Below are 26,639 nucleotides of genomic sequence, written 5' to 3' on the forward strand. Positions count from 1 at the left end.
ATGAGCGATGCCTTGGTTTCTATGGGTGAAAAGATCAGGAACATTCGTGAGCAGCTGACTTCGCAGGGCGCACCTTTTGAAGTGCAGCAGGTCACGCTGTCCGATGGGCGCAGCGTGGCAGCCTATCGCAATGCCTTTCAGAATCTGGCACAGGTAATTGACGCCGGCCGGGTTCATGGTGCGGCCGAGTTCATGGTCTATGGGGAGGATCGATGGACCTTTGACAGGTTCTTTGCAGCAGCCGATGCACTGGCCAGTCGTTTGCAGAAGCAGCGCGGCATCAAGCCCGGCGACCGGGTGGCGATTGCCATGCGCAACCGTCCCGAATGGGCCGTGGCTTTTGCTGCCATTGCCTTGCTTGGCGCAGTGCCGGTGCCTTTGAACAGTTTTGGCCTGAGCAGCGAGCTGATGGCCAATCTGGAGGACACCCGGCCGGTGATGCTGATCTGTGATGCGGACCGCCATGCTCGCATCAGCCAGGCCATTGCGCAGACTGCCATCAAGACGGTGGTGGTGGATGGCGAGGGGGGCGATATCAGCTGGTCGGAGTTGACCGCAGGCGGCCATGATGGATTCGTGTCGCCGCAGCTGAGTGCCGATGAGCCTGCGCTGATTCTGTTCACTTCGGGCGCCACCAGCCGGGCCAAAGGCGTGGAATCCACCCACCGCGCCGTTTGCCAGGGCATCTTCAATATTGACTTCATCGGTGCAGTGGCAGCCATGACTTCGCCGGACGCCATCGCCGCCATCATGGCGCGACAGCTGCAGCCCACGACCTTGTCGGCAGTTCCTCTGTTTCATGTCAGCGGCCTGCATGCCCAGTTGCTGGTCAGCCTGCGCCATGGTCGCCGCCTGATCTTCGTGCACCGCTGGGAGCCAGAGAAGGCGGCCGAGCTGATTCGCAAGGAAAAGGTCACGCAGTTCAATGGTGCGCCCAGCATGGTGCAGCAGCTCATTGGACTGCCCGGCTTCGAGCAGCCTGAAAGCTCTGGCAACCTCTCCGGTGTGGGCTTTGGCGGAGCGGGCCTGCACCCGCGCCTGATCGATGAGGTGTTGGCCAAGTTCAAGGGGCGCATGTCAGGCATTGGATTTGGACTGACCGAATCCAATGGAGTCTGCGCAGGCAGCTCGGGGCGCATGTTCGAGGCGCATCCGCGCAGCTCGGGGGTGCTGTCGCCCATCATCGAGGTACGAATCGCAGACCTGGATGGCACAGCCTTGCCTATCGGTGAGCCCGGTGAGGTCTGGCTGCGTGGCGTGACCCTGATGGAGCGCTATTGCGGTGATGCAGAGGCCACAGCCAAAGCCATGCAGGGCGGCTGGTTCCACACTGGAGACATAGGCGTTCTGGACGATGAAGGCTTTTTGACCATCGTCGATCGCATCAAGGACGTGATCAACCGCAGCGGTGAAAAGATTGCTGCGGCGGAGGTCGAGGCCTGTCTGCTGCAGCATGAGGCACTGGAGGAGGCTGCTGTGTTCTCCATGCCGCATGAGGTCACGGGCGAGCAGGTCGTTGCCGTGGTCGTCGGAAAGTCCGGGAGTCAGGTGACTCCCGAGCTGCTTCGCGAGTTCGTGGCACAGCGCCTGGCGGGCTACAAGGTTCCCAGTCGGATCGTTGTGCGCGCGGAGCCTTTGCCTCGCAATCCCGCAGGCAAGATGCTCAAGGCATCGATTCGCAAGGAGTGCGCTCACCTGCTGACCTGATGCACGGAATTGGGTGGTCCTAGGACTTTCCCGATCACGCTCCGAAAGCCTGCTGCTGCTTCGTGCACCAGCAGGTTTTTTCATTCGGGGCGGCGCTTCAGGTGACCCATGTGGACTAGGTCGCTAGGGTCTGTCAGTAGTCAACTCAGACGATGGTTGAAGAGACCTGCTGGCGCAGTATGCAACTGCCTGCAAACGGCAAAACCAATGGGGCGATGCGAGGCAATCTACCTCGTTTGTAGCACCCGCCAAAAATAAGTTCTAGAACCTAGGAGACAGAGATGAAGTTTGTGACAGCCAAGACTCCACTCGCCGTGGCGGTGGGTTTGATGGTGGCGACGTCGGTATGGGCGAAGGTACCGGCGAACGAGGCAGAACAGCTGGGCAAGGAATTGACATGCGTGGGTGCCATCAAGGCCGGCAACAAGGAAGGCACGATTCCAGAGTTCACAGGCAAATGGGTCGGTGCCCCTGCCGGCGTGGCTCATGTGCAAGGAAGCGGCAAGCACCCTGTCGATATCTATGCCGATGAGAAGCCGCTTTTCAGCATCACTGCCGAAAATATGGACAAGTACGCTGACAAGTTAAGCGATGGTCAGAAGGCCATGTTCAAGAAGTATCCCGCGACTTACCGCATACCTGTCTACAAGGGGCATCGCGACTTCCGTTATCCCGATTACGTTTGTGAAATTGCCAAGAAAAACGCCTTGGAGTCGGAGGTCATTGATAACGGCTTGGGTATCAAGGGACATTTCGGTGCGATCAACTTCCCTATCCCCAAGTCTGGTGTGGAGCTTCTCTGGAATAACCAGCTGCCCACACGTGCATACACCGAGACAATCACTCGTGACATGGCGAATGTGCTGTCTGATGGCTCAATGAGTTTTGGCCGGATGCTTAATCGAAATCTCGATCGCGTAAATGATCCGGCCAATCGCGGCCAGCCCGTGGAAGGCATTCAGGCTTACAGCCAGACCAAAGGCATGTTGCCCGAGCGCGAGAAGGGGGGAGTGACAAATTCCGTCGAGCCGGTGAACTATGCCAAGGACAAGCGTCTGGCATGGTCTTACGACCCCGGTACGCGTCGTGTACGCCAGGTGCCCGAATATGGCTTTGATCAGCCCATGACCGGTACCGGCGGCAAGATGACCATTGACTCTGATCGCTTCTTCAATGGCTCGCCAGAGCGCTACAACTGGAAATCGCTTGGCAAGAAGGAGATGTACGTCCCCGCCAACAATTTCAAGATTCATCAGGCTACGGTTAAGTACGCAGATTTGCTCAAGCCCAATCATGCAAATCCTGACTATGCCCGCTACGAACTGCGTCGCGTTTGGGTGCTGGAAGGCACTCTGAAAGAAGGCTTCCGTCACGTCTATGGCAAGCGCGTCATGTTCCTGGATGAGGATACCGGCCAGGCCGTTGTTTCCGACTTCTACGATGCACGCGGCCAGCTCTGGCAGCACGCGTTGATCAACTACTACTACTCGCCCGACATCACCGCATGGCATGCCGGAACGTCCTTCTATCACGACCTGAATTCCGGCGGTTACATGGGCTACAACATGTTCCAAGAGCGTCCCGTTGGCCCGATTCTGAACAAGGGTGACCTGACCCCCGCCATGTACACGCCTGAAGCCGCACGCAACGCGGGCAACTAAGTTTTATCAAAGAGCGACTCACTATGAAAAACAATATGAAGAAACTCACCCCCATTGCAGTGGCTGCGCTGCTGTCCCTGGGTATGGGTGCTGTTCACGCGGGGGAGACTGTCGAGCTGGGAGATGGCCTCAAGTTCGACTGGCGTCTGAACGTGAGCTATGGCCTGGGTGTTCGTCTGGATAACCCGTCTCCGGTGCTGAACACAGACGGCAACAACAATTTCAAGAAAGGTGCTCTGACGGCGAACCGACTGGGTGCCGTCTGGGAAAGCAAGCTGTCAAAAGGTGACAGCGGCTTTGTGCTGAATGCCAGCACCTTTTATGACGATGTATATCACCAGCGCAACGACAACAAGGGACCGATCAGCACGGCAGGTCCCGTCAATGAGTTCAACTCTGCCGCCAAGCGCTACGGTGGCGGCTATTCGCGCCTTCTGGATACCTACGCCTACACCAGCTTCAACATGGGGGAGACCCGTGCCACGGTGCGTCTGGGCAAGCAGGTGGTGAACTGGGGCGAGTCCATGTACTTTGCCAATATCGCTGCGGCCCAGGGCCCCAGCGATGCGGCAAAGGCAGCTTCACCTGGCGCAGAGGTCAAGGAAATCCTTCTGCCGGAAGATCAGATCTCGGCTTCGCTGGAAGTCAGTCCCAAACTCTCGCTGCTTGGCCACTACCAGTTCGGCTTCCATGAAACGCTGCTGCCGGCTCCTGGCATGTACACCAGCACCAGCAATGCCCTGGGTCCCGGCGCCTCCTGTCTGGGCGTCTACAACGGCGCGACCTGTCGCGGCCTGCGACGCGGTACCGACATCCGGCCCAGCAGCTCGGGTCAGTGGGGTATCGGCGGTCGCTACCGCGTCACCGACGAGACGGAAGTCGGTCTGTACTACCTGAACTACAACGACCGCACTCCATCGCTGGTCGTGAACATGAATGGCGCGATACCGACCGGCTATCAGGTTCGCTATTTCGACGACATCAAGATGCTGGGAACGACGGTCAGCACGACCTTCGGCAAGTTCTCTGCATTTGGTGAAGCGAGCTATCGAAAAGGTACGCCAGTGCTCAACGGCAATGGTGTGGCGGTGCGTGGCGATGTGGTGCAGGGCAACGTCGGCGGTATCTTCAATATCGGCCGCACCGGTATCGCGGATGACATGTCCCTGGCTGCCGAAATTTCCGGCTCTCGCGTGATCAGTGTGGCCGATGGCAGCTCTACCGATAACCTGAGCTTCAAGACCCGCAACTCCCTGGTGGCCGGTGCGACCCTGACGCTGGGCTACCCCGGCATCTTCGAAGGCTGGGATCTGAGCATCCCCATCAGCTACCAGTCGCAACTGCGCGGCCGTTCTCTGGTTGGCACCTTCGGCGGCGGCCAGAGCGACAGCCGGTTGAGCATTGGCGCGACTTTCGTTCGCAAGAGCAATTTCTCGATCAACGTGGCCTACATCAACTACCTGGGCAATCCTTCTGCCGATTCCCTGCGTGCACGCCCGCTGGCCGACCGCGACCAACTGTCTGTTACCGCCAAGTACTCGTTCTGAACCACACCAACGAGCCAACACCACAAAAGCCCGGCTCTCCGGGCTTTTGTGTTTGAAAGAGGCGCAAGCGAATGCAAATACTGACCGGAAAATGGGTAACTCCTTTGGGAGCTGCAGCCCTGAGCCTGATGAGCAGTGCGGCATCAGGACAGCATCTGTTCGATGCTTTGCCTCCTTTGCCCAAGGTGGCTCCCTTGATGGCCCCCACGGAGCTGCATGGTGATACACAGGGCGATATCCGCTTCAAGTCCAGCAGCCCGTACGACCTCGATGTGCTGCTCAGTCAGCCTGCCAGGGCAGAGGCAACCATGGGTATGGGAAAGCTGTTCCTGCCCAAGGGGGCCAGCGAAAAGAAGCAGGTGCCGGCCATGGTTGTCCTGCCAGGTGGCGCGGGGGCCATTCCCGGGCGAGAGAGCGAAACAGCCCAGATGCTGGCCGACAACGGCATAGCTGCGCTGTTGGTCGATAACTTCAAGCCGCGTGGCATCAGCGAAGACATGCCTTATGCGCTCAAGATCATGGGTACCTCCGAGTTCGATGCCGTGGCCGATGCCTATGCCGCCCTCAAGGCCTTGAACAAGCACCCGGCCATCGATGGCTGGCGTATCGGGGTGATGGGATTTTCCAAAGGCGGAATTGCGGCACGCATGAGCCTGGATGCGCGCATTCGCGACAAGCTGGCGCCTTTCATTCAGCCCTTTGCCTTGCATGTGGACTTCTACGGGCCTTGCTATGCGCTGCTGCAGTCACGCAAAACCACGGGTTCGCCCTTGCTCAGCTTCAGAGCGGGGGAGGATGCATCGAATGATCTGGTGGCCTGTGCACAGCAGGAAAAAATCCTGCGTGAGGCGGGCTCCGAGGTCAGTACCGTGGTTTATGCCAGAGCAGGCCATGATTGGGAAAGCGACAAGCCACGAGAGATGACGAACCGCCCCTATCTGTCCGGCTGCACGATAGAGTTCAATGACAAGGACTTTCCCGTCCTCAATGGCCAGCCGCTGATTCCCGCCGGGGCTCAGTCCGATCGCCAGACCCGCTACAGGATTCGGGTGCAGAGCGGCAAGGCTCTGGGGGACTGCGTCAAGGTGGGCTATATCGCCGGACGCGATGAAACCGCACGCAGTCTGGCCGGCAAGCAGTTGCTGCAGTTTCTCAAGGTAAAGTTCGAGCAGTAGACAGGACTCGGCGGAAAAGCAGAAGGCCAGCAAATGCTGGCCTTTTTCACGTGTCAAATTTGCCCGAAGTTCTTTTTTGATGGAACGTAGGCTTCTGTCAATTGAGTCGTCCGGAAGCAGAAAAGCCGCGCAGCATGGCCGCGCGGCTTGATTGATGGAGTGTGGCTGCTCAGGTGCCGGGCTGCAGCACGGAGCGCTCACCGATCTCAAGCAACATGGTCATGCTGCGCTTCTGGATGCGCCAGCCTTCGGGCAGCTTTACCCATTCGTCTTCATAGAAACCAATGGCGTCGTAGCGCAGATGACTGCGCTCGCCCAGTCCCTGATGCGCGGCTCGCACCTGAATCCTGCTGAGCGGGCGCTGCGGGTCGGCTGCATCGACTTCCAGATTGCCCAGCAGATGCTGGGTGGGGCCGCAGCCGTCAAGATGGGTGCTGATCATGCGGCGGACCTTGGCGACCCCTTCGCAGATGTAGCTGCCACCGTAGACCGTGGTGCAGTCAGGTGTGAACACCTGCTGCAGCAAGTCCCAGTTGCGTGTGTCGCAGGCCGTGGCGTAGCGGGTCAGGGTCTGGGCCAGAGCATGTTCAAGAAGAACCTGCTCCAGCGTGCTTGCTGCGGTCTGCATCACACTTTGCCGTTCACGGATGACTGGGGCTCGGGTTTGAGCATGCCGCCCGCATGGCTGATACCGCCTGCGCTGCCCGTCGCATGGGCGTGTCTGGGCTGCCGGTGCAGGCGCTTGATGCGCGCCCTGGCTTCCGCCGCGCCCACATTCAGCCAGTAGGCCATGGCAGGCAGCAGGAAGATCGCGCCCAGCATGTTCACCAGGAACATGAAGGCCAGCAAGATGCCCATGTCGGCCTGGAACTTCAGTGCCGAGAACGCCCAGGTACCCACGCCTATGGACATGGTCAGCGCCGTGAAGATGGCGGCGTTGCCGCGCTGGCGCATGGCTTCATAGAAAGCCTCGCGCAGCGTGATGTCTCGCTCGCGCAGCTCATGCTGCATGCTCTCGAACAGATAGATGCCGTAGTCCACGCCCACGCCCACGCCAAGCGCCACCACGGGCAGTGTGGGGACCTTGAGACCTATGCCCAGCATGGCCATCAAGGCATTGCAGAGTATGGAGACGATGGCCAGGGGCACGACGATGCATAGCACGGCGCGCCAGCTGCGGAAGGTCAGCCAGCACAGCAGCGTGATGGCGCCGAAGATGGAGCCCAGCATCTGCACTTCGGCATGTTCCACGGCTTCGTTGGTCGCGACCGCCACGCCGGCGTTGCCGCCAGCCAGCAGGAACTTGACGTTGGGCGTCTTGTCCGCAGCGATGAAATCACGCACTTCATTGACGACATGGGTCAGCGTGGCGCCTTCGTGATCCTTGAGGAAGACTTGCAGATTGATGACCTTGCAGCCTTCGGTGTTCAGGCCCAGATCGGGAGAAAGTGCCTTGGCCCCCGAACGCAATGCGGCTTCGGTGCGCTGCAGCGCTGCCCAACGGGGGTTGCCCTCGTTGTTGCTGGAGGCCGCGATCTTGGCCAGGCCGGAGACGGTGGAGACGGATTGCACGCCGTCAACCCGGCGCATGCGCGACTCAAAGCGCTCCACGGCGTTCATCACCTGCCAGTTAAGGCAGCCTTCGTCGAGCTTGGAGGTTTCGACGAAGACGGACAGCACGTCCATGCCTATGGAATAGCTGCCGATGATGGTGTCGTTATCACGGTTGTAGCGCGACTCGGCGCGCAACTCGGGAGCGCCCGTTCCCACATCACCTGTCAGCAGATTGCGCGATTCGTAGGTGCCGGCGGCCAGCAGCAGCAGCGACACCACCAGAGTCAGCATGGCGGGCTTGCCTTCGGCCAGTGCCGACAGCTTCCACCAGATGGGGTTACGGCCATTGGCTGAGGAGGAGGGGGCTTGCATGGCCTTTTTTTCCAGGCGCAGATTGGCCAGCACCGCGGGCAGGAACACCTTGTTGGTGATGATCATCAGCAGCACGCCCATGCAGGCGGTCACGCCCAACTCGTGCACGATGGGGATGTCGATCAGCATGATGACCATGAAGCCCAGAGCATTGGTCAGCAGCGCCAGAGCTCCGGGAATGGCCAGCTTGCGAATCGCGTTCTCGGCGGCCAGTCTGGAGCTTAGGCCGGCGCGCACATCATGCTTCCAGGCTCCCGTCATCTGCACCGCATGGGATACACCGATGGAGAAGATCAGAAAGGGAACCAGGATCGACATGGGGTCGATGCCGTAGCCGATCAGCGGCAAAATGCCCAGCAGCCATATCACGGGCAGCAGTGCCACGGCCAGGCCGACCACCGTGATGTTGGTTGACTTGGTGTAGAGACGCAGCATGATGGCCGTGATGACAAAGGCGATGGCAAAAAAGGTCATCACCGTGGTCAGGCCGTCCATCACATCGCCCAGTACCTTGGAAAAACCAATGATGTGGATGGAGATGTCCTTGCCTTCGAACTTGCTGCGGATCTCTTCCAGGCGCTGCGCAACCTTGTGATAGTCGAGCTTTTCTCCGGTCTTTGGGTCGACCTCGAGCAGGTCGGCGCGCACCATGGCGGATTTCAGATCGTTGCTGACCAGAGAGCCGATCTGACCGGACTTGGCCACGTTGGAGCGTACCTGGGCCAGGCCTTGTTCGTTGGCCTCGAAGCGCGAAGGAATCAGCACCTCGCCCACGTAGCCGTCTTCGGTGATCTCGATGTATTTCACGTTCGGTGTGAACAGCGAATACACCTGGCCGCGGTTGACGCCGGGGGTGAAGAAGACCTCGTCCGTCACGCCACGCAGGGCTTCGAGAAATTCCTTGTTATAGATATCGCCTTGCCGGCCCTTCCATTCCACGCTCACCAGAATGCGGTTGGCTCCGGAGAAGGTGGCTGAATGCTTGAGAAATGCCGTCATGTACTCATGACGCATGGGGATCAACTTGTTGAAGCCCGGATCCAGGTGCGTGCGCATGGCCGAGACAGCCAGCAGTGCCGTGGCAATCAGCGTCAGCACGACTATGGACTTGCTCCACGAGATCAGCCAGCGTGCCGTGGATGCAATAAACCGGTCCAGCCGGCTGGTGGGTTCGCTCAGAGTCATTGTGTCGCTCCTGGGTCAGCCTGAGCGGCTGCCTTGGCTTGTTGTGGTGGGGGAAAGGGTTGCAGGCCTGCGTCGCTGGACATCCATCCGCTGTCGGGGCCGGTAAGCACAATGTCGGTCAGGGTGGCGCGGCCCTTGGCGCGTTGCAGGCTGAAGCTCTTGCCGCCGTCCTTGCTCAGGCCGAGCATGCTGCCCTGTCCTACCAGGATGATGGTTCCGTCCTTTTCCTGGGCATGGCCAAAGAAGGAGACCGGAGCCTGAATCGTCGACTTGACCCATTGCGCGCCCGGTGCGGCCTGCACAAAGGCGTTGCCGCGCATGCCATAGATCAGCCAGCCGCCGTCGCGTGTAGGCATGGCGTTGTAGAAAGATCCGTTGTAGAACCCGGGCTCGATCTGCCAGCTTGCGCCGGAGTCCTCGGACTTGATGACCAGGCCGCGCTCGCCCGCTATCAGCCAGTGCTTGCCATCTTCGGAGCTGGCAATGCGGTTCATGTGCTTGTCCTCCACCTCTGAGGGCAGGGGCAACTGCTCCCAGGTCTGACCGTTATCCTTGGAGGTGATGGCACGGCCGAAGGCGCCGACACTGATCCAGTCGCCCGAAGGAAGGCGCGCGATCGACATCAGAGGCTCTCCGTTTTCCTTGGAGAAAGCGACTTCCTCCCAGGTGCTGCCTCCGTCCTTGGTACGCAGAATCCAGCCTTCGTGCCCCACGGCGAAGCCGGTCTTTCTGTCGGGCGCAAAAGCCATGCTGACGATGAGCGCCTGACGCTGTTCCTTGATCTGTGCCTGCTGCCAGTGAGCACCCTTGTCGTCCGAGTACAGGATTTCACCGAGTGCGCCGGCTGTCAGCAGACGATCGCCCACCTGAGTGATGGTGTTGAAGTGACTGCGCTCGATGCCAATGGTGGTGGGGGCCAGGGGGGGCGGTGTGCGGGGTGCAAAGGCGAGCGCTGAGGCAAAGGCCACCAATGCTGCTGCGCCTATACCGACGGCTGTTTTCACGTTGTCTCCTTATTGATTCGTACACGCTGTGCATGTATTGCAAACACGGGTGCAGGTTCTTGATTTGGAGCTTCAGCAACATCGTCCGAATGGACGTTTGCCCGGAGAATTAGGGGTATGTACGGGGCCGGCTTTTTAGTCTCTACAGACGATGGATTCGGTCTGCTTCATTTACACAATGAATGCACACTTTCTTGGTAAGGGAGACATATGGGTTTGCAAGGAAAAGCGGCGCTGGTTGGCGTCGCGCAGTACAAGCCGCAGAAGTACGCAACGGCGCCGCGCATGTTCCATCTGGAACAGGTGGCCGATCTGACGCTGCAGGCTCTGGAGGACGCCGGCATGGAGCTGTCCGAGGTGGACGGTCTGATCACCAGCGCTCCGCACTTTCATGAAGCCAGCTGTTTTGTGCCGGCCATGGCCGGCGAATACCTGGGCGTGCGCCTGAACTTTGCCGAAGTCGTGGATCTGGGGGGAGCCAGTTCCGTGGCCATGGTCTGGCGTGCGGCTGCTGCGATCGAGCTGGGGCTGTGCAACACCGTGGTCTGCGTGCTGCCCTCGCGCATGGCACCGATCTCAGAACATGACGACCACATCAAGGAAGTCATGAAGGCCAGCCGCTTCGGCGGCCACAGCACTCGCTTTGGAGCGCCCGAGGCCGAGATGGACCTGCCCTATGGCCATATGGCGCAGAACACCGGCTATGCCATGATCGCCCAGCGCTACGGCGCGGTCCATGGCTACGACGCGGCCGCTCTGGCACGCATCAGCGTGGACCAGCGCTTCAATGCCTGTCACAATCCCGACGCCATGTTCTACGGTCAGCCCATCACGGTGGATGACGTGCTGAACTCGCGCATGGTGGCCGACCCTTTGCATGTGCTGGAAATCGTGCTGCCGGCTGCGGGTGGCGGCGCCATGATCGTCACGCGCGCCGATCGCGCCAAAACCACCAGACACCGCCCCGTCAGCATCGTCGGCTGCGGCGAGCATGTGAGCAGCAAGTCACCCACCTATATGGCCGACATGCTGCAGACCCCCATCGGCCCGGCTTCTGCCAAGGCTTTCGAAATGGCGGGCATGCGTCCCTCAGACATGCATATGGCGCAGATCTATGACTGCTACACGATCACCGTGATGCTGACGCTGGAAGACGCGGGCTTTTGCGAGAAGGGCAAGGGCATGGACTTTCTGCGCAACAACGATTTCACCTTCAAGGGCAACTTCCCCATGAATACCCATGGCGGCCAGCTGAGCTTCGGTCAGTCCGGCACAGCGGGCGGCATGTCCCAGGTGATTGAAGCGGTGCACCAGATTCAGGGGCGTGCCGGCGACAGGCAACTGGGTCGCAACGATCTGGCCTATGTGTCCGGCACCGGTGGCGTGATGAGCGAGCAGGGCGCCTTGATCCTGCGGGGAGCATAAGAACATGGCTTGGAACAAACCTCTGCCCCATCCCACGGAAATTTCTGCGCCGTACTGGGAAGGTCTCAAGGCCCACGAAGTGCGCATTCAGCAATGCGATCGTGGACACTCGCTGTTTTTCCCACGCACCCATTGCCCCACTTGCGGATCGCGCACCCTGAAGTGGAACAAAGTGTCGGGCGAAGGCACGCTCTACAGCTTCACCATCGCACGCATTCCCACCATGCCCGAATTCACGGACGAGATGCCCCAGGCCCTGGCCGTGGTCGAACTCCGTGAAGGCGTGCGCATCAACACCACCATGGTCGGCGTGGATCCCGAGGCGCTGAAGGTGGGCATGGAGGTGCGTCCCGTGTTTGACGAGCGCCCCGGCGAGGTCACCCTGCTGCGTTTTACCGCCCGTGCGGGCAGCCACCCGACCGTCATCAAGGCCGACGCCGAGGCCGCAGTTGCGGTTGCCGTGGTGGAGGAGGCTGCCGCAGCCAAGCGCAAGATTTCCGTCAAGGACATCGAGGCCATGAAGTCGCTGGTGTCCGAGGAGTACAGCCCCTGGTCCAACGAGTTCACTGTAAGCCAGGAAGTCATCAACGAGTTTGCCAAGCTCTCCGGCGACGACTACTGGATTCACACCGACCCCGTGCAGGCGCGCGAGAAAAGCCCGTTCGGCACCACCATCGCCCACGGCGCTCTGGTGCAGGTGCTGGCCAGTCAGCTCAGGATTCCGCTGGACTACGAGGTGGTGGACTTCAACAACATGGTCAACTATGGTTCGGACCGCCTGCGCTTCCCTACCCCCGTGCCCTCCGGCTGCAAGATCCGTGCGCGGGCTCGCATCAAGGCTGTGGAGCAGGTCAAGAGCGGCGTGCAGGCCACGATGGAGCTCAACATCCATGTGGTCGGCCAGGACCGTCCTGCAGTCATCAACGACCTGGTGATTCTCTACATGTAATCGCCGTTGCCCGCCCGGTGAAGGCGGGTGTTTCAGTTTCTTCAAGGGTTGGGGCTTTGCGCAAGCAAAGCCCTTTTTTTGCGGCCGTTCACGGATGGGATCCTGGCTCTGTTGGAATGCGAGAAATATCAGTCAAATTGGCTTTATACCTATGTCTTAAAAGCGATGGCAGCTATCAAATTATTGAAACTCTGCCGGCAGGAGTCAAAGCCATGCGGCGGCGCCATCGAGTCGGCGATCTGGGGTTGCCACCTAAGTAAATACCTGCTCATCAAAATGGACGATGTTGCGTTTTCCGTGCTGGCCATACTGCGAACCAGAAAGGCCATAGAGCCTGTAAAGGAGACAAGCATGAAAACCTCTTTTCGCCGGATGAATGCACTTCGCGCAGTGTCGCTGGCCGCTGCGGCACTGGCGCTGTATCTGCCCGCCATGAATCTGCCTCAGAGTGCCGCGGTGGCGGCGCAGGCGGACTCTGCGCTTAAGCTGCCCGCAGGCATCGTGCTGGCCAGTGCCCAGACCTCCTGGAGCGCGGTTTTTGCATCTGGCTATTGAGCCCTGGCCTGAAAGCTCTGCCGGTTGGGCCCTCTCGTTTTCCCTTGATCGGTCCTGAAATCGGCGGCCTGATGGCAGCGAGTTGCCGTTGCATCGGCATCGCCTCCAGCCCGCCTCGGAGGGGCGGATACGGCTTTGTTAAGCCATGGACTCTTGCTGCTTTCAAAGCATGTACATGACTTTGATCTCCAGATAATTTCTGTACTGTAAAGTACAGGTAAATGAGACTGATTCTCGCTTATGATGCGCACGCTTTTGCACAGCACACAGGTTGTAGCCAATTGATGCCGTAGTCCCTGCTGCGGACGATACCCGCCAAGCCGAATTAAAACTCCGTATAACGAGGCATTCATGGCATTGAGGTATTCGCCGCTGGCAGCGGCATTGGGGCTGGCTTTTTCCGGTGCAGCGTGGGCGCAGCAAGCTTCAGAGGTGGTGCTGGACGAAGTACAGGTCCGCAGCGATCGCCAGCCCGATTCCGGCTACAACCCACCCACGGCAACGAGCGCCACCAAGATCGAGGCCCCGTTGCGTGATATTCCTCAGACCGTGAATGTGGTGCCTCAGAGCCTGCTGCGCGATCAAGTCGCTCAATCCATGCAGGACGCTCTCAAGGCCGTGCCAGGTGTGGGCTTTTCTCATGGTGACGGTCAGCGCGATCAGGTCACCATTCGCGGCTTCTCCGCCATTGCCGACCAGTTTGTGGACGGCTTGCGCGATGACGCGCTGTATTTCCGCGATCTGTCCAATATCGAGCAGATCGAAGTGCTCAAGGGTCCGGCATCGGTGCTGTACGGACGCGGCTCGTCGGGCGGCCTGATCAATCGCATCACCAAGAAGCCGGGCGTCAATCTCAGTGAAGTGGGCTTGACTCTTGGGCGCTGGAACCAGCGCCGTGGCGAGTTCGACCTGGCGCGCGCGCCGCAGGACAGTGCGGTCTCCTATCGCCTGACCGGCGCCGTTGAGCGCGCCGACAGCTACCGCGACCAGCAATTTCTCGATCGCAAGGCGCTTGCGGCATCGGTGCTGATCAAGCCCAGCTCGGACACCAGCATGCTGCTGCAGGCCGACTATCTGAAGGACAGCCGCCTCACGGACTTCGGCATCCCCGCGTACCAGGGTCGGCCGGTCAATGTGTCGCCCGGCACCTATTACGGCGCGGCCAATGCCAGGGATGTGGATGTAAGCCGTGCCGAAGTGGCATCGCTGGGGGCCACGCTGAATCACCGGATCAGCGACAGCCTGTCCTTGCGCAATGCCTTGCGCTACTACGATTATTCGCTGGATAGAAACAACACGCTGGTGGGCTCGGTCAACGAGAAGTCGATGACGGCATCGTTGACCCGGGGCAATGTCCAGCGTGACGAGAGCGGATTTTTCAACCAGACCGAGCTGAGCCAGAGGCTCGAGTTCGCCGGGATGAAGCATCAGCTGCTGTACGGCTTTGAATTCGGCCGACAGAGCAAGGATCTGCTGTCATACAGCCGAGCCAATGTGGCAACGGTCTCGCTGTTCAATCCGGTGTTGCCGACTTTGCCGCTGCGCATCGACGGCAAGCCTGGGGCCGACAATCACAGCGTCTTCAAGGTGGCCAGCGCCTACCTGCAGGATCTGGTCACCATCAGCCCTCAGTGGAAGGCACTGGCTGGTGTGCGCTATGACCGCTTTCAGCAGGAAACGCATGAGCGTCAGCCCGGCAAGCCGGATCTGAGCCGTACGGACACTGCCTGGAGTCCGCGCGTCGGGCTGGTCTATCAGCCCTCGTCGGCGTGGTCCTACTATGCTTCTTGGAGCAAGTCCTTCCAGCCTTCAGGTGAAACCTTTGCGCTGGCTGCCAACAATGCACAGTTGGCGCCGGAGAAAACGACCAGCCAGGAAGTCGGAGTCAAATGGGATCTGCCGGACGGCAAGGCTTCGGTCACGGCCTCGCTATTCAAGCTCGAGCGCACCAATATCAAGAGCGTCGACCCCACAAGCAACACCGTCGTGCCTCTGGGCGTGCAGCGCACCAACGGGCTGGAGCTGACGTTTGCCGGAGAGATTGCACCGACCTGGCAGGTCTGGGCCGGCTATGCATTCCTCGATGGCGAGATGACCACATCGCCTGCCGTCGATTCCGGCCGGCCGGTCCAGGGCAAACGCCCCACGCTGACGCCCAGGCAAAGCGCCAACTTATGGGTGACCAAGGCACTGGGCCAGGGCTTCGGCCTGGGCGGGGGGCTGAACTATGTCGGTGCCCGGTTCGCCAATCCCGGCAATACCGTGACCTTGCCAGGCTACACCACGGTGGATGCCATGGCCTACTACCGCATGGGCCCCTGGGATGTGCAGCTCAAGCTCAACAATCTGCTGAATCGTCGCTACATCGTGGCCGGTCATGGCAGCTCGCCCAACCTCAACCTGCCGGGCGCACCGCGCTCGGCCCAGGTGGTGGCGCGCTATCGCTTCTAGAAAAGGTGTGCCATGTAGCCCGGGCAGGCTGGCCTGGATGGATAGAGGCCTGATGCTCAGGCCGATGCCGCAAAAAAAGGGTTCAACGGCCGCCCTAAGCAGCCGCTGAACCCGATCAAAGTGGCAAAGAGAGCCTGAAGTCAGAAGTATCAGGCTGCCACAGCCTGCCTCTGGCGCTCGCGCACCATGGTCAGTGCCGTGTCTTCGATCATGTCTTCCTGGCCGCCCACCATGCCGCGGCGGCCCAGCTCCAGCAGCAGCTCGCGTGCGGGGATGCCGTACTTGGCTTCGGCACGCTTGGCAAACAGCAGGAAGCTGCCATAGACGCCTGCGTAGCCCAGGGTCAGCGCGTCGCGGTCGATGCGGATGGGAAAGTCCATCAACGGTACGACCAGGTCTTCGGCCACGTCCTGGATCTTGAACACGTCCACGCCGGTTTCAATCCCCATGCGCGCGCACACGGCTACCAGCACTTCCATAGGCGTGTTGCCCGCACCGGCGCCCAGGCCGGCAGCCGCAGCGTCGATGCGGTTGGCACCGACTTCCACTGCAGCCAGAGAGTTGGCGATGCCCATGGCCAGGTTGTGGTGGCCATGGAAACCCAGCTCGGTCTCGGGCTCCAGAGCCTGGCGCACGGCGGACAGACGCTCTTTCACGTCGTCCGGCAGCATATAGCCGGCCGAGTCCGTGATGTAGATACAGTTGGCGCCGTAGCCTTCCATCAGCTTGGCCTGCTTGACCAGGCCTTCGGCACTGTTCATATGCGCCATCATGAGAAAGCCCACGGTATCCATGCCCATCTTGCGGGCCATGGCGATGTGCTGCTCGGAGACATCGGCCTCGGTGCAATGCGTGGCCACACGGATGGTGGAGACGCCCAGCTCGTGGGCCATCTTCAGGTGATCGACAGTGCCGATGCCGGGCAGCAACAGGGCCGAGACCTTGGCCTGCTTCATCAGCGGGATGACGGTGGACAGGTACTCCTCGTCCGTATGTGCAGGAAAGCCGTAGTTGACCGAGCTGCCGCCCAGGCCGTCGCCATGGGTCACTTCAATCAGGGGCACGCCAGCGGCATCCAGTCCCGTGGCCACGGACTTCATCTGTTCCAGGGTCATCTGGTGGCGCTTGGGGTGCATGCCGTCACGCAGCGTCATGTCGTGAACGGTGATCTTCTTACCTTTGAGGGACATGTTCTTCTCCTGGATCAGACGGCAACAGCGGCTTCGGCCAACTCGAAACGGCCGGCGAGGATTTCTTCGGCAAACATCTCGGCCGTGCGCGCCGCGGCGGCGGTCATGATGTCCAGATTGCCCGCGTACTTGGGCAGGTAGTCGCCCAGGCCTTCGACTTCCATATAGATGGAGACGCGGTTGCCGTCGATCACGGGGCCGTTGACCAGCTTGTAGCCGGGCACGTATTTCTGCACTTCCTTGATCATGGCGTGCACCGAGGCTTCGATCTCGGCAGGCTTGGGCGTATCCACCGTCAGGCAGTGGATGGTGTCGCGCATGATCAGCGGCGGCTCGGCGGGGTTGATGACGATGATGGCCTTGCCCTTTTGCGCGCCGCCAATCTTTTCCACGGCACCCGATGTGGTGCGGGTGAATTCGTCGATGTTCTTGCGCGTGCCGGGGCCGACCGAGCGGCTCGATACCGTGGCCACGATCTCTCCGTAGCTCACGGCCTGCACGCGCGAAACCGCCGCCACCATGGGAATGGTGGCCTGGCCGCCGCAGGTGACCATGTTCACGTTCATGGCCTTTTCCGCAACCTTCTCGGCCAGATTCACGCTGGGCACGCAGTAGGGGCCGATCGCTGCAGGCGTCAGGTCGATCATCAGCACGCCCAGCTCGTTGAGCTTGCGGCTGTTTTCGGCGTGGACATAGGCGCTGGTAGCGTCAAAGGCGATCTGGATGCCGTCTTCCTTGACAAAGGGCAGCAGGCCATCCACACCGTCGGCCGTGGTCTTGATGCCCATCTCGCGGGCACGCTTGAGACCATCGGACTCAGGGTCGATGCCGACCATCCACACAGGCTCCAGTATGGGGGAACGCTGCAGTTTCATGAGCAGATCGGTACCGATATTGCCGGGGCCGATCAGTGCGCACTTGATCTTTTTTTGCGTCATGGTTTCTTACTCGGTGAATTGAATGGAACAAGTACCCATGCCTTCGATGACCATGTCGAAACGGTCGCCGGCGGCGGCGGGCACCAGGGGGGCGAGAGAGCCAGAGAGAATCACTTCACCGGCTTTGAAAGGAATGCCAAAAGCGCCCAATGTGTTGGCCAGCCAGGCTACGGCTTCAGCTGGGTGGCCCTGCACGGCACTGCCCAGGCCAGAGCCTGCGGGCTGGCCGTTCCGTCGCATCTCCATGGCGGCAGCGGCCAGATCCAGTGAAGCCGGATCTGTGTGCTGCTTGCCGATCACGAAGACGCCGCAGGAGGCGTTGTCGGCCACGGTGTCCTGGATCTTGATCTTCCAGTCCTTGATGCGCGAATCGACGATCTCGAAGCAGGGGGCGACCCACTCGGTGGCGGCCAGCACGTCTTCCTTGGTCACCCCCGGGCCTTGCAGATCCTTCTTGAGCATGAAGGCAATTTCGCCTTCGGCGCGGGGCTGGATCAGACCGGCTGCCTTGAGCGAGACGGCAGCGCCGTCCTCGTATTCCATGCTGTCGGTCAGAAAGCCGAAGTCGGGCTGGTGCACATTCAGCATGTCCTGCACGGGCTTGGAGGTCACGCCTATCTTCTTGCCGATCACACGTTCGCCCGACGCTTCGCGCAGGCGCAGCATGTGCAGGGAGATGTGATAGGCGTCTTCCACCGTCATTTCGGGGTGGCTTTCGGTCAGCGGAGCCAGCGTCCTGGCGGTGCGCAGCGCGTCATACAGGCGCCGGCCCTGGGTCTCGGTGAATGACAGATCAAGTTCGGTGGTGCTCATGGATTCAACCGTTTTTCATGAAGTCTATGCAGGTGCGGTTGAACATCTCGCGATGCTCGACCTGCACCCAGTGGCCGCACTGGTTGACCAGCACCACGCGGCAGTTCTTGATGCCCTTGGCCAGCTTGTCGGCACCACCCACGGGATTGAAGGCATCCTGCATGCCCCAGAACCCCAGCACATTGCACTTCAGATCAGGCAGCTGCTCGGTCATATTGGGGATGTACAGGCGCTGGCGCGAGGCCTCGGTCTGGGTCAGCGCAATCGGGGCGCGTTCATTGATGATTTCGTCCGTCAGCAGCGATTGGTCCACCACCTGCATGCTCATGACGGCGCGCATGGCTTCGGGGCCGGTCTTGCCCGACTTGTAGACATTGAACATATTGGCAATGCCGGGCATGGCCATATAGGCTTCAAACTCTTCCACGCCACCGGGTGCCATGAGGATCAGGCTCTTGACGTCCTCGGGGTACTTGAGCGCATAGCCCAGCGCCACGGCACCGCCCAGCGAATTTCCCAGCAGGGTGATGTTTTTCAGGCCCAGCTGCTCCACCAGACCTTTGACGCCGGCGATGAAGAAATCCATGTCGTACTGCCTGGGCTCCTCGGTCTTGGACGAGAGGCCGTAACCGAGCAGGTCGGGAACGATGGAGCGAAAACCGGCCGCAGCAAACTCGGGGTAGTTGCCCTTGAAGTTGCTGTAGCCGCTGGCACCGGTGCCAGCGCCGTGCAAAAAGATCACGGGGTCGCCAGAGCCTTGCTCATGGTAGTGAACGCGCTGAGGATGACCGGCCACATTGCCGATGTCCACATACTTGCCTTCTGGGATGGAAAATTGGCTCATCTCTGTTCTTTATGCTTGGAGTGGATAGGCGAAGGCTGTCTCCTGCCTTCGGGTGAGAAATCTTGGATGACGAGGCTTATCAAGCCCTGGCTTGCCAGAGCTTGGGCAGGCCGGGATCGGTGGCGGCAATCGCCTTTTTGAGCAGATTGCGCAGCGTGGCTGCCTCCATCTCGCCAAGGCTTGCTATCAAATCGGTCTCCACGGCTTTGGCTGCCGCCAGCACACGCAAGATGGCTTCGTTGCCCAGGGGCGTGAGTTGCAGCGACTCGGCGCGCTCGCGGCTTTCCTCCACCCAGCCCTTGCTGATCAGCGACTGCAGGGCCACGGCTCCGATGTCGGTGCCGGTGTAGGCCATGTGAGACGCAATTTCGGCAGGCGACTGGGGCTGCTGGATGCTCAGCAGCGAGAGCACGTAAAAATCGGCATCGGTCATGCCGTAAGCCGCCATGGGCTTGCGCAAGCCGCTCAGGAATTGAAAGTGCGCGCGGCCCATCAAATATCCGATCAGGTTTTCCGAGTAGGCGGTATTGGTGTCTGCGGCAGGTTCGCTGGCCACGGCGTTGGCCTTGCGTGAAGCCAGGGCGTAACCGCCGGTCACGTAGAGCAGGGGAGGGTGTGGGTTGGCGTCGTAGTCGGTCACCTCGCCCACAAAGATGATGTGGTCGCCGCCGTCATACTGAAATGCCGTCTTGCACCTGAAGCGCGCACTGCAGTCCTGCAGCAGCGGGGCATGGGCTGCCTCGGAGTCCAGCGGCAGTCCGGAGAACTTGTCTTCGCCAGCACGGGCAAAGCGGTTCGACAGGGCTTCTTGCTCGTTGGAGAGGATGTGCACATTCCAGGTGTCGGCGTTCTGGAACACAGGCAGGCTGCGGGCGTTCTTGGCCAGGCTCCACAAAACCATGGGGGGCTCCAGCGAAACCGAGTTGAAGCTGTTGGCGGTGATTCCTACAGGCTCGCCATTCTCTGCACGGGTGGTGACGATGGTGACCCCGGTGCCAAACATGCCCAGGGCGCGGCGAAAGTCTTTGGGGTCGAAGGTTGCTGCAGTGCTTTGCATGGGGTGAATGTCTCCTTGGTGCAAGAGTGCTGCGAACAGGGCTTTTATGAATCCTTCACATGGACTAGCAGCGCAAAACAGGGCTTGGTGTTTGTCCTAGGCTCCGTGTTTTTGCTGTGCGGGATCAGGCTTTGGAGAGGTCCGCAAACGCCTGCTTCATCGTTAGTCTGATCGGACGATGAACGGAAAATTGCATGGTGAGAGCATTTCTGTCATAGGCGAAAAGGCCTTGCCCACCACACCACAAGCCGTCCGGTGGAGCGGCAACTGGAGACCTGAATGAACACAATGACAGATAACTACCTCACCCCTGATGCGCTGGCCGTGATCGAGCGTGCCAAGGCCCTGGCGCCCAAGCTGGCGGCGCGCGCGCAGCAGGCGGATCGCGAAGGAAAGATCAGCGACGAAACCGTTCAGGAGATGGCTGAGGCGGGTCTGTTCCGTGTGCTGCAGCCCAAGCGCTGGGGTGGCTATGAAATGGATCCCCGTGTGTTCTACAGCGTGCAGATGGAGCTGGCCAAGGGCTGCATGTCCACGGCCTGGATTTACGGGGTGGTCGGCGTTCACCCCTGGCAGCTGGCGCTCTTCCCCGACCAGGCCCAGCAGGATGTGTGGGGCAAGGATAACGGCGTGCGCATCGCCTCGACCTATATGCCTACTGGCAAGGCCGAGCCCGTGGAAGGCGGATTCAGGTTCAGCGGTCGCTGGAGCTTTTCCACCGGCTCCAAGCATTGCGACTGGCTGTTTCTCGGCGGTCTGCTGCCCAAGCGTGATGGCTCGCCTGGCATGGAGCATGTGACTTTTCTGGTGCCCAAGGCGGACTACCGCATTGAGGACAACTGGGATGTGCTGGGCCTACGCGGTACAGGCAGTCATGACATCGTGGTGGAAAACGCGTTTGTCCCGGCACATCGCATCCAGTACACCAACGACCACAGCGATGTAGGCTGCCCCGGTCGCACGGAGAACACCAGCTGGCTGTTCCGCATTCCCTTTACCCATGTGTTCCAGCGTGCGGTGTCCACCGCCTGTCTGGGCGCGCTGGAAAGCGCCATCGCATCGTTCACCGAGCGCGCGACGGCGCACGTTGGAAAGCATGGCAACAGGATGGCCGAGGACGTGAACGCACAGACGGCCGTGACCGAAGCCACGATTTCGCTGGACCAGCTCAAGATGGTTCTCTTCCGCAATTACGCACGCATTGTGGATGCGGCCAAGACTGGTATTCAGCTGACGCTGGAGGAGCGTCTGCTGCAGCGTGCTCAGGCGTCATACGTTCCCAAGCTGACGGGCTTTCATGCCAATGAGCTGATGCGTGCCTGCGCAGCCAGCGGTACTTTCAAGAACAACCCCATCGAGCGCATCTTCCGCGACATCCATCAGGGACGTACCCACATTGCGAACAACACGGATGCCTATGTGCGCGCCTATGGCTCGCATGTGCTGGGCATTCCCAACCAGGAGCCCTTTGTCTGATTGAATTCAGGCCAAGCTGCGGCAGCGTTCTCACAACGGAGGCTGCCGCCAGCGTGTATTTGCGAGAGTCCATCCATAAAACAAAAGCTTGACGGAGACAAGGTATGGCAGAACAAGAATATGACCTGATCGTCGTGGGGTCGGGGGCAGGTGCCATGTTGGGCGCCATTCGCGCGCAGGAGCAGGGCCTCAAGACTCTGGTGGTGGAGAAGACGGAGCTGTTCGGCGGCACTTCGGCCCTGTCGGGAGGCGGCATCTGGATTCCGCTCAATTACGATCAGAAGACCGCCGGCATCAAGGACGATCTGGAAACCGCATTTGGCTATATGAAGCGCTGTGTGCGAGGCATGGCGACGGACGACCGCGTGCTGGCCTATGTGGAAACCGCCAGCAAGATGGCCGAGTATCTGCGCCAGATCGGCATTCCTTATCGCGCCATGGCCAAGTATGCGGATTACTACCCCCATATCGAAGGCTCCAGGCCCGGCGGTCGCACCATGGATCCGGTTGACTTCAATGCCGCCAGGCTGGGCCTGGCGGCGCTGGAAACCATGCGCCCGGGCCCTCCCGGCAATCAGTTGTTCGGCCGCATGAGCATCAGTGCCTTTGAGGCGCATTCCATGCTCTCGCGCGAGCTCAAGTCGCGCTTCACCATCCTGGGCATCATGCTCAAGTATTTTCTGGACTACCCCTGGCGCAACAAGACCAAGCGCGATCGTCGCATGACGGGCGGCCAGGCGCTGGTGGCAGGCCTGCTGACTGCTGCCAACAAGGTCGGTGTCGAGATGTGGCGCAGCTCTCCGCTCAAGGAGCTGGTGAAGGATGCATCGGGCCGTGTGACGGGTGTCATCGTTGAAAGGAATGGTCAGCGCCAGCAGATCAACGCCAGACGTGGCGTGTTGTTGGGGGCTGGTGGTTTTGAGCGCAACCAGGAGATGCGTGACCAGTATCTGAACAAGCCCACCAAGGCAGAGTGGACGGCCACCCCAGTGGGAGGCAATACCGGTGATGCTCACCGGGCTGGTCAGACCGTGGGCGCGCAGCTGGCGCTGATGGACTGGTCCTGGGGCGTGCCCACCATGGATGTTCCCAAGGAGCCGGCCTTTCGCGGCATTTTCGTGGAGCGCTCGCTGCCGGGGTGCATGGTTGTCAACAGCAGAGGGCAGCGCTTCCTCAACGAGTCCGGCCCTTATCCTGAATTCCAGCAGGCCATGCTGGCCGAACATGCCAAGGGCAATGGCGGCGTGCCTGCATGGATTGTGTTCGACGCCAGCTTCCGCGCGCAAAACCCCATGGGGCCGCTGATGCCTGGCTCGGCCGTGCCGGACAGCAAGGTGCGCAAGAGCTGGCTGAACAATGTCTACTGGAAGGGCGAGACGCTGGAAGATCTGGCGCGCCAGATCGGCGTGGACGCTGCTGGCCTGCAGGACAGTGCGCGTCGCATGACAGAGTACGCCAGAGCTGGCAAGGACCTGGACTTTGACCGGGGCGGCAATGTGTTTGACCGCTACTACGGCGATCCGCGTCTCAAGAATCCCAACCTCGGCCCCATCGAGAAAGGTCCTTTCTACGCCATGCGCCTGTGGCCCGGCGAGATCGGCACCAAGGGAGGGCTGCTTACCGATAGAGAGGGGCGTGTGCTCGACACGCAAGGCAGGATCATCGAGGGGCTGTACTGCGTGGGCAACAACTCCGCCTCCGTCATGGGGCCGGCCTACGCAGGCGCCGGTTCCACCTTGGGGCCTGCCATGACTTTTGCCTTTCGCGCCGTGGCCGACATGGTGGGTAAGCCCCTGCCCCTCGAGAACCCGCATCTGCTGGGCAAGACGGTTTGATCTGGAGGCGCAGAGATGTCCAATTTCAAAAAGCATGTCAGCACCATCAATCCTGTGGGGGCAGTCTTGGATGTGGGGTCGGCCGATGAGGTTCAGTGGTCCGATGCAAGCGATGTGGTGGTGGTCGGCTGGGGAGGCGCAGGTGCCAGTGCAGCGATTGAGGCGCGCGAGCAGGGGGCCGAAGTTCTGGTGATAGACCGCTTCAGTGGCGGTGGCGCCAGTGTGCTGTCGGGTGGTGTGGTCTATGCCGGTGGCGGTACCAGGTACCAGAAGGAGGCGGGCTTCGAGGACTCACCCGAAGCCATGACTGCCTACCTCAAGCATGAGGTCAATGGTGTGGTCAGTGACGAGACACTGGCTCGCTTCAGCCGCGACAGCGTGGCCAACCTGAATTGGCTGGAAAAGCAGGGCGCTACCTTTGCGTCGACCATGCCTGCGTACAAGACCTCCTATCCGACCGATGGCATGTATCTGTACTACTCGGGCAACGAAGTGGTGCCCGCCTACGGCAACCCGCAACTGGTCAAGAAGCCTGCACCGCGCGGTCATCGCGTGGTGGCCAAGGGGCAGTCGGGTGCGACGTTCTTTGCCGCGCTGCAAAAATCCACATTGGCGCACGGAGCCCGCACATTGACGCAGGCCCGCGTCCAGCGCCTGGTGCGCGAGAAGAACAGTGGCCGTGTATTGGGCGTGGAGGTGATGGTGTTGCCCGAAGGCGATCCACGTACCGAACGCCACAAGAAACTCGATGAGTTGGTGGCCAAGTGGCGTTTGTATCAGGCACCACGTGCCCAGGCGGGTCGTCGTGAAGCTGCGCAGATCGAAAGCGAGATCGGCGAGAAGCGCTACATCCGTGCTCGCAAAGGTGTGGTGCTGTCCACTGGCGGCTATATCTTCAATTCGGAGTTGCTGGAACGGCATGCGCCGGCTTACAAGCCCGGCTGGCTGACCGGTGCTGCGGGCTGCGATGGCTCTGGTCTGCGCCTCGGGCAATCCGTGGGAGGGATCGCTCAGGACCTGAACAATATTTCGGCCTGGCGCTTCATCACGCCACCCTCGGTCTGGCCCAAGGGTCTGGTGGTCAACACCAAAGGCGAGCGCTTCTGCAATGAACAGGTCTACGGTGCCAAGCTCGGCTACGAGATGATGGAAAAGCAGGGGGGACAGGCTTGGCTCATCATTGATAGCAAGCTGCGCAGGCAGGCTGCGTGGCAGTGCCTGTTTGGCGGTTTGTGGGCCTTCCAGTCCATGCCCGCGCTGGCGCTGATGTACAAGGTCGCGATCAAGGGCAAATCTGTCGCCGACCTGGCCAAAAAGCTTCGCATGGATGCAACAGTGCTGCAGCTCCAGTTCGATCGCGCCAATGCCGCTGCACGCGGTGAGATCGAAGACCCGTTGGGCAAGTCTCAGGACATGCGCCATGAGTTCAAGGGCGACTCGCTGTTTGCCATCGATATCTCCATCAGCCAGAAGATGTTCCCGCTGGCCGTCCTGAGCCTGGGGGGCCTCAAGGTCAACGAGGACAACGGTGCAGTGATTGACGGTGCCGGCTATGACATTCCCGGGCTGTATGCCGCGGGGCGCACCGCCATTGGTGTGGCTTCCTCGCGTTATGTGAGCGGCTTGTCCCTGGCCGACTGCGTGTTCTCGGGGCGCCGAGCGGGCAAGGCGGCTGCACTGGAAGGGGACGAGTCCCCTGCTGCCCAGGCAGTGTGTCCGCAGGCAAGCGCTGTGGAGAGCGTCAGTTCCTGACCCCGTGGATTGGGGACGATCTTGTGCCGGGCGCCAGTGCAAGGTTGCACAAAAGAGTGAGTGAGTAAGGGGTAAGAAGAAATGAGCAGTGAAGCCACAACAACCGCATCGCGGTATCACCCGCTGCGCGTGCGCGCGGTGATTGACGAGACGCACGATACCAAGTCAATTGTGTTCGAGGTGCCAGAGGCTCTGGCTGAGCAATTCAGCTATCGTCCCGGCCAGTTTCTAACTCTGCGACTGCCTATCGAGGGCCGTTATGTACCTCGCTGCTACTCCATGTCCAGTGCTCCGATGCTCGACGATGCCTTGCGGGTGACTGTCAAGCGCGTCGACAAGGGACGAGGCTCCAACTGGGTTTGCGACAGGGTTCAGGTGGGGGATTCCATCGAGCTGATGCCTCCCTCGGGCCTGTTCTCGCCACGGAATCTGTCTCAGAACTTTTTGCTGCTGGCTGGTGGCAGCGGAATTACGCCGGTGTTCTCCATCTTGCGCACCGTACTCAAGCAGCATCAGGGCAATGTGGTGCTGTTCTATGCCAACCGCGATGAGCGCTCGGTGATCTTCAAGAAGGACCTGCAGCAGCTGGCGGCCGAGTACCCAGATCGCCTGCAGGTCATTCACTGGCTGGACTCTGTGCAAGGCGCGCCTTCGCAGAAGCAGCTCGCAGCCTGGGCCACGCCCTGGGTGGCCGATGCTGGCCAGGCCTTTATCTGCGGGCCGGGCCCTTTCATGGATGCCGCACAGGCCGCGATGATCGAGGCCGGCATGCCTGCCGAGCAGGTACATGTGGAGCGCTTTGTCTCTCTGCCTGACGAGGAGACTCTGCAACTGATGCAGGAGGCAACTGCTCCCGTGGAGGCTGCTGTCGACCAGGCCCTGGTGCAGCTGCGTCTGGACGGCGAGGAATACGAATTCAACTGCAGTGGCACGGAGACCATTCTGGAGGCCGGACTGCGCGCCGGCATCAATGTGCCCTACTCCTGCCAGGCCGGCATGTGCGCATCCTGCATGTGCCAGGTGCAGGACGGCAGCGTACATCTGCGACACAACGAAGTGCTGGATGCCAAGGATCTGTCCAAGAAGTGGACGCTGGCCTGTCAATCCGTGCCCACCAGCGAAAAGCTGCGCGTCAAATTTCCGGAGTAA

At 60.6% G+C, this 26,639-nt stretch carries 20 protein-coding genes; 12 read left to right on the plus strand and 8 right to left on the minus strand.

The genetic code is table 11. The features are described 5' to 3' along the window. From AAIL67_RS16525 to AAIL67_RS16540, 4 genes are all read left to right on the plus strand, one after another. Complete coding sequence (locus tag AAIL67_RS16525; protein WP_063664598.1) at positions 1-1,707, plus strand: class I adenylate-forming enzyme family protein; 1,707 nt, start codon at positions 1-3, stop codon at positions 1,705-1,707. A 281-nt stretch (positions 1,708-1,988) separates the two neighbouring features. Beyond that, a complete protein-coding gene (locus AAIL67_RS16530; protein WP_063664596.1) occupies positions 1,989-3,368 on the plus strand; it encodes a DUF1329 domain-containing protein in 1,380 nt (459 codons plus the stop codon). Positions 3,369-3,403: 35 nt separating this feature from the next. Continuing rightward, positions 3,404-4,915 carry a DUF1302 family protein gene (locus AAIL67_RS16535; protein WP_343484403.1) on the plus strand — a complete coding sequence of 504 codons (1,512 nt, stop codon included), beginning with the start codon at positions 3,404-3,406 and terminating at the stop codon, positions 4,913-4,915. A 71-nt stretch (positions 4,916-4,986) separates the two neighbouring features. Beyond that, a complete protein-coding gene (locus tag AAIL67_RS16540) occupies positions 4,987-6,090 on the plus strand; it encodes a dienelactone hydrolase family protein (RefSeq protein WP_052052641.1) in 1,104 nt (367 codons plus the stop codon). A 169-nt stretch (positions 6,091-6,259) separates the two neighbouring features. Here AAIL67_RS16540 and AAIL67_RS16545 read toward each other — a convergent pair whose 3' ends face one another. Genes AAIL67_RS16545 through AAIL67_RS16555 form a run of 3 tightly spaced genes read right to left on the minus strand, consistent with a single transcriptional unit; the run spans position 6,260 to position 10,205 of the window. Next, a complete protein-coding gene (locus tag AAIL67_RS16545) occupies positions 6,260-6,718 on the minus strand; it encodes a nuclear transport factor 2 family protein (RefSeq protein ID WP_034396846.1) in 459 nt (152 codons plus the stop codon). Next, positions 6,718-9,201, minus strand: coding sequence for an MMPL family transporter (locus tag AAIL67_RS16550; protein WP_034396848.1), 2,484 nt, complete (start codon positions 9,199-9,201; stop codon positions 6,718-6,720). Before AAIL67_RS16550 ends, AAIL67_RS16545 begins: the two co-directional genes overlap by 1 nt. Beyond that, positions 9,198-10,205 (minus strand): YCF48-related protein, encoded by a 1,008-nt coding sequence (locus AAIL67_RS16555; RefSeq protein ID WP_343484404.1) that lies wholly within the window; start codon positions 10,203-10,205, stop codon positions 9,198-9,200. Before AAIL67_RS16555 ends, AAIL67_RS16550 begins: the two co-directional genes overlap by 4 nt. Before the next feature lie 210 nt (positions 10,206-10,415). Between AAIL67_RS16555 and AAIL67_RS16560 the strand changes: the two genes are divergently transcribed. The 4 genes from AAIL67_RS16560 to AAIL67_RS16575 all read left to right on the plus strand — a co-directional run bounded on the left by AAIL67_RS16560 (position 10,416) and on the right by AAIL67_RS16575 (position 15,585). After that, positions 10,416-11,630, plus strand: coding sequence for a thiolase family protein (locus tag AAIL67_RS16560; protein ID WP_034360356.1), 1,215 nt, complete (start codon positions 10,416-10,418; stop codon positions 11,628-11,630). A gap of 4 nt (positions 11,631-11,634) precedes the next feature. Next, positions 11,635-12,579 carry an OB-fold domain-containing protein gene (locus tag AAIL67_RS16565; protein ID WP_059440886.1) on the plus strand — a complete coding sequence of 315 codons (945 nt, stop codon included), beginning with the start codon at positions 11,635-11,637 and terminating at the stop codon, positions 12,577-12,579. 27 nt (positions 12,580-12,606) lie between these two features. Then, entirely contained in the window at positions 12,607-13,134 is a 528-nt protein-coding gene (locus AAIL67_RS16570) for a hypothetical protein (protein WP_343484405.1), read from the plus strand. A gap of 351 nt (positions 13,135-13,485) precedes the next feature. Then, positions 13,486-15,585, plus strand: a complete 2,100-nt coding sequence (locus tag AAIL67_RS16575) for a TonB-dependent siderophore receptor (RefSeq protein ID WP_343484406.1) — start codon at positions 13,486-13,488, stop codon at positions 15,583-15,585. Between the two features lie 149 nt (positions 15,586-15,734). Here AAIL67_RS16575 and tesG read toward each other — a convergent pair whose 3' ends face one another. The 5 genes from tesG to AAIL67_RS16600 form a co-directional block, all read right to left on the minus strand. Next, positions 15,735-16,775: a 4-hydroxy-2-oxovalerate aldolase TesG gene (gene tesG, locus AAIL67_RS16580; RefSeq protein ID WP_034360364.1), complete on the minus strand. Its 1,041-nt coding sequence runs from the start codon at positions 16,773-16,775 to the stop codon at positions 15,735-15,737. Between the two features lie 14 nt (positions 16,776-16,789). After that, complete coding sequence (gene tesF / locus AAIL67_RS16585; protein WP_004341179.1) at positions 16,790-17,713, minus strand: acetaldehyde dehydrogenase TesF; 924 nt, start codon at positions 17,711-17,713, stop codon at positions 16,790-16,792. A gap of 6 nt (positions 17,714-17,719) precedes the next feature. Next, a complete protein-coding gene (gene tesE / locus AAIL67_RS16590) occupies positions 17,720-18,526 on the minus strand; it encodes a 2-hydroxyhexa-2,4-dienoate hydratase TesE (protein WP_063664584.1) in 807 nt (268 codons plus the stop codon). A gap of 4 nt (positions 18,527-18,530) precedes the next feature. After that, complete coding sequence (locus AAIL67_RS16595) at positions 18,531-19,370, minus strand: alpha/beta hydrolase (RefSeq protein WP_343484407.1); 840 nt, start codon at positions 19,368-19,370, stop codon at positions 18,531-18,533. A 79-nt stretch (positions 19,371-19,449) separates the two neighbouring features. Beyond that, entirely contained in the window at positions 19,450-20,427 is a 978-nt protein-coding gene (locus AAIL67_RS16600; protein ID WP_003071341.1) for a flavin reductase, read from the minus strand. A gap of 288 nt (positions 20,428-20,715) precedes the next feature. Here AAIL67_RS16600 and AAIL67_RS16605 point away from each other — a divergent pair, with 288 nt between their 5' ends. The 4 genes from AAIL67_RS16605 (at position 20,716) to AAIL67_RS16620 (ending at position 26,639) form a co-directional block, all read left to right on the plus strand. Then, positions 20,716-21,903, plus strand: coding sequence for an acyl-CoA dehydrogenase family protein (locus AAIL67_RS16605; RefSeq protein WP_343484425.1), 1,188 nt, complete (start codon positions 20,716-20,718; stop codon positions 21,901-21,903). 104 nt (positions 21,904-22,007) lie between these two features. After that, complete coding sequence (locus AAIL67_RS16610; protein ID WP_063664580.1) at positions 22,008-23,738, plus strand: FAD-dependent oxidoreductase; 1,731 nt, start codon at positions 22,008-22,010, stop codon at positions 23,736-23,738. Between the two features lie 15 nt (positions 23,739-23,753). Further along, positions 23,754-25,490 carry an FAD-binding protein gene (locus AAIL67_RS16615; protein ID WP_343484408.1) on the plus strand — a complete coding sequence of 579 codons (1,737 nt, stop codon included), beginning with the start codon at positions 23,754-23,756 and terminating at the stop codon, positions 25,488-25,490. 81 nt (positions 25,491-25,571) lie between these two features. Next, a complete protein-coding gene (locus AAIL67_RS16620) occupies positions 25,572-26,639 on the plus strand; it encodes a ferredoxin--NADP reductase (RefSeq protein WP_012837543.1) in 1,068 nt (355 codons plus the stop codon).

This window comes from Comamonas sp. A7-5 (genome assembly GCF_039581385.1).
Taxonomy (GTDB): Bacteria; Pseudomonadota; Gammaproteobacteria; order Burkholderiales; family Burkholderiaceae_C; genus Comamonas; species Comamonas thiooxydans.

What these genes read in the sequence shown, in the direction of transcription:
- AAIL67_RS16525 (WP_063664598.1), top strand. Translation starts at nt 1, where the DNA reads ATGAGCGATGCCTTGGTTTCTATGGGTGAAAAGATCAGGAACATTCGT.
- AAIL67_RS16530 (WP_063664596.1), top strand. Translation starts at nt 1,989, where the DNA reads ATGAAGTTTGTGACAGCCAAGACTCCACTCGCCGTGGCGGTGGGTTTG.
- AAIL67_RS16535 (WP_343484403.1), top strand. Translation starts at nt 3,404, where the DNA reads ATGAAGAAACTCACCCCCATTGCAGTGGCTGCGCTGCTGTCCCTGGGT.
- AAIL67_RS16540 (WP_052052641.1), top strand. Translation starts at nt 4,987, where the DNA reads ATGCAAATACTGACCGGAAAATGGGTAACTCCTTTGGGAGCTGCAGCC.
- AAIL67_RS16545 (WP_034396846.1), bottom strand. Translation starts at nt 6,718, where the DNA reads ATGCAGACCGCAGCAAGCACGCTGGAGCAGGTTCTTCTTGAACATGCT.
- AAIL67_RS16550 (WP_034396848.1), bottom strand. Translation starts at nt 9,201, where the DNA reads ATGACTCTGAGCGAACCCACCAGCCGGCTGGACCGGTTTATTGCATCC.
- AAIL67_RS16560 (WP_034360356.1), top strand. Translation starts at nt 10,416, where the DNA reads ATGGGTTTGCAAGGAAAAGCGGCGCTGGTTGGCGTCGCGCAGTACAAG.
- AAIL67_RS16565 (WP_059440886.1), top strand. Translation starts at nt 11,635, where the DNA reads ATGGCTTGGAACAAACCTCTGCCCCATCCCACGGAAATTTCTGCGCCG.
- AAIL67_RS16575 (WP_343484406.1), top strand. Translation starts at nt 13,486, where the DNA reads ATGGCATTGAGGTATTCGCCGCTGGCAGCGGCATTGGGGCTGGCTTTT.
- tesG (WP_034360364.1), bottom strand. Translation starts at nt 16,775, where the DNA reads ATGTCCCTCAAAGGTAAGAAGATCACCGTTCACGACATGACGCTGCGT.
- tesF (WP_004341179.1), bottom strand. Translation starts at nt 17,713, where the DNA reads ATGACGCAAAAAAAGATCAAGTGCGCACTGATCGGCCCCGGCAATATC.
- tesE (WP_063664584.1), bottom strand. Translation starts at nt 18,526, where the DNA reads ATGAGCACCACCGAACTTGATCTGTCATTCACCGAGACCCAGGGCCGG.
- AAIL67_RS16595 (WP_343484407.1), bottom strand. Translation starts at nt 19,370, where the DNA reads ATGAGCCAATTTTCCATCCCAGAAGGCAAGTATGTGGACATCGGCAAT.
- AAIL67_RS16600 (WP_003071341.1), bottom strand. Translation starts at nt 20,427, where the DNA reads ATGCAAAGCACTGCAGCAACCTTCGACCCCAAAGACTTTCGCCGCGCC.
- AAIL67_RS16605 (WP_343484425.1), top strand. Translation starts at nt 20,716, where the DNA reads ATGACAGATAACTACCTCACCCCTGATGCGCTGGCCGTGATCGAGCGT.
- AAIL67_RS16610 (WP_063664580.1), top strand. Translation starts at nt 22,008, where the DNA reads ATGGCAGAACAAGAATATGACCTGATCGTCGTGGGGTCGGGGGCAGGT.
- AAIL67_RS16615 (WP_343484408.1), top strand. Translation starts at nt 23,754, where the DNA reads ATGTCCAATTTCAAAAAGCATGTCAGCACCATCAATCCTGTGGGGGCA.
- AAIL67_RS16620 (WP_012837543.1), top strand. Translation starts at nt 25,572, where the DNA reads ATGAGCAGTGAAGCCACAACAACCGCATCGCGGTATCACCCGCTGCGC.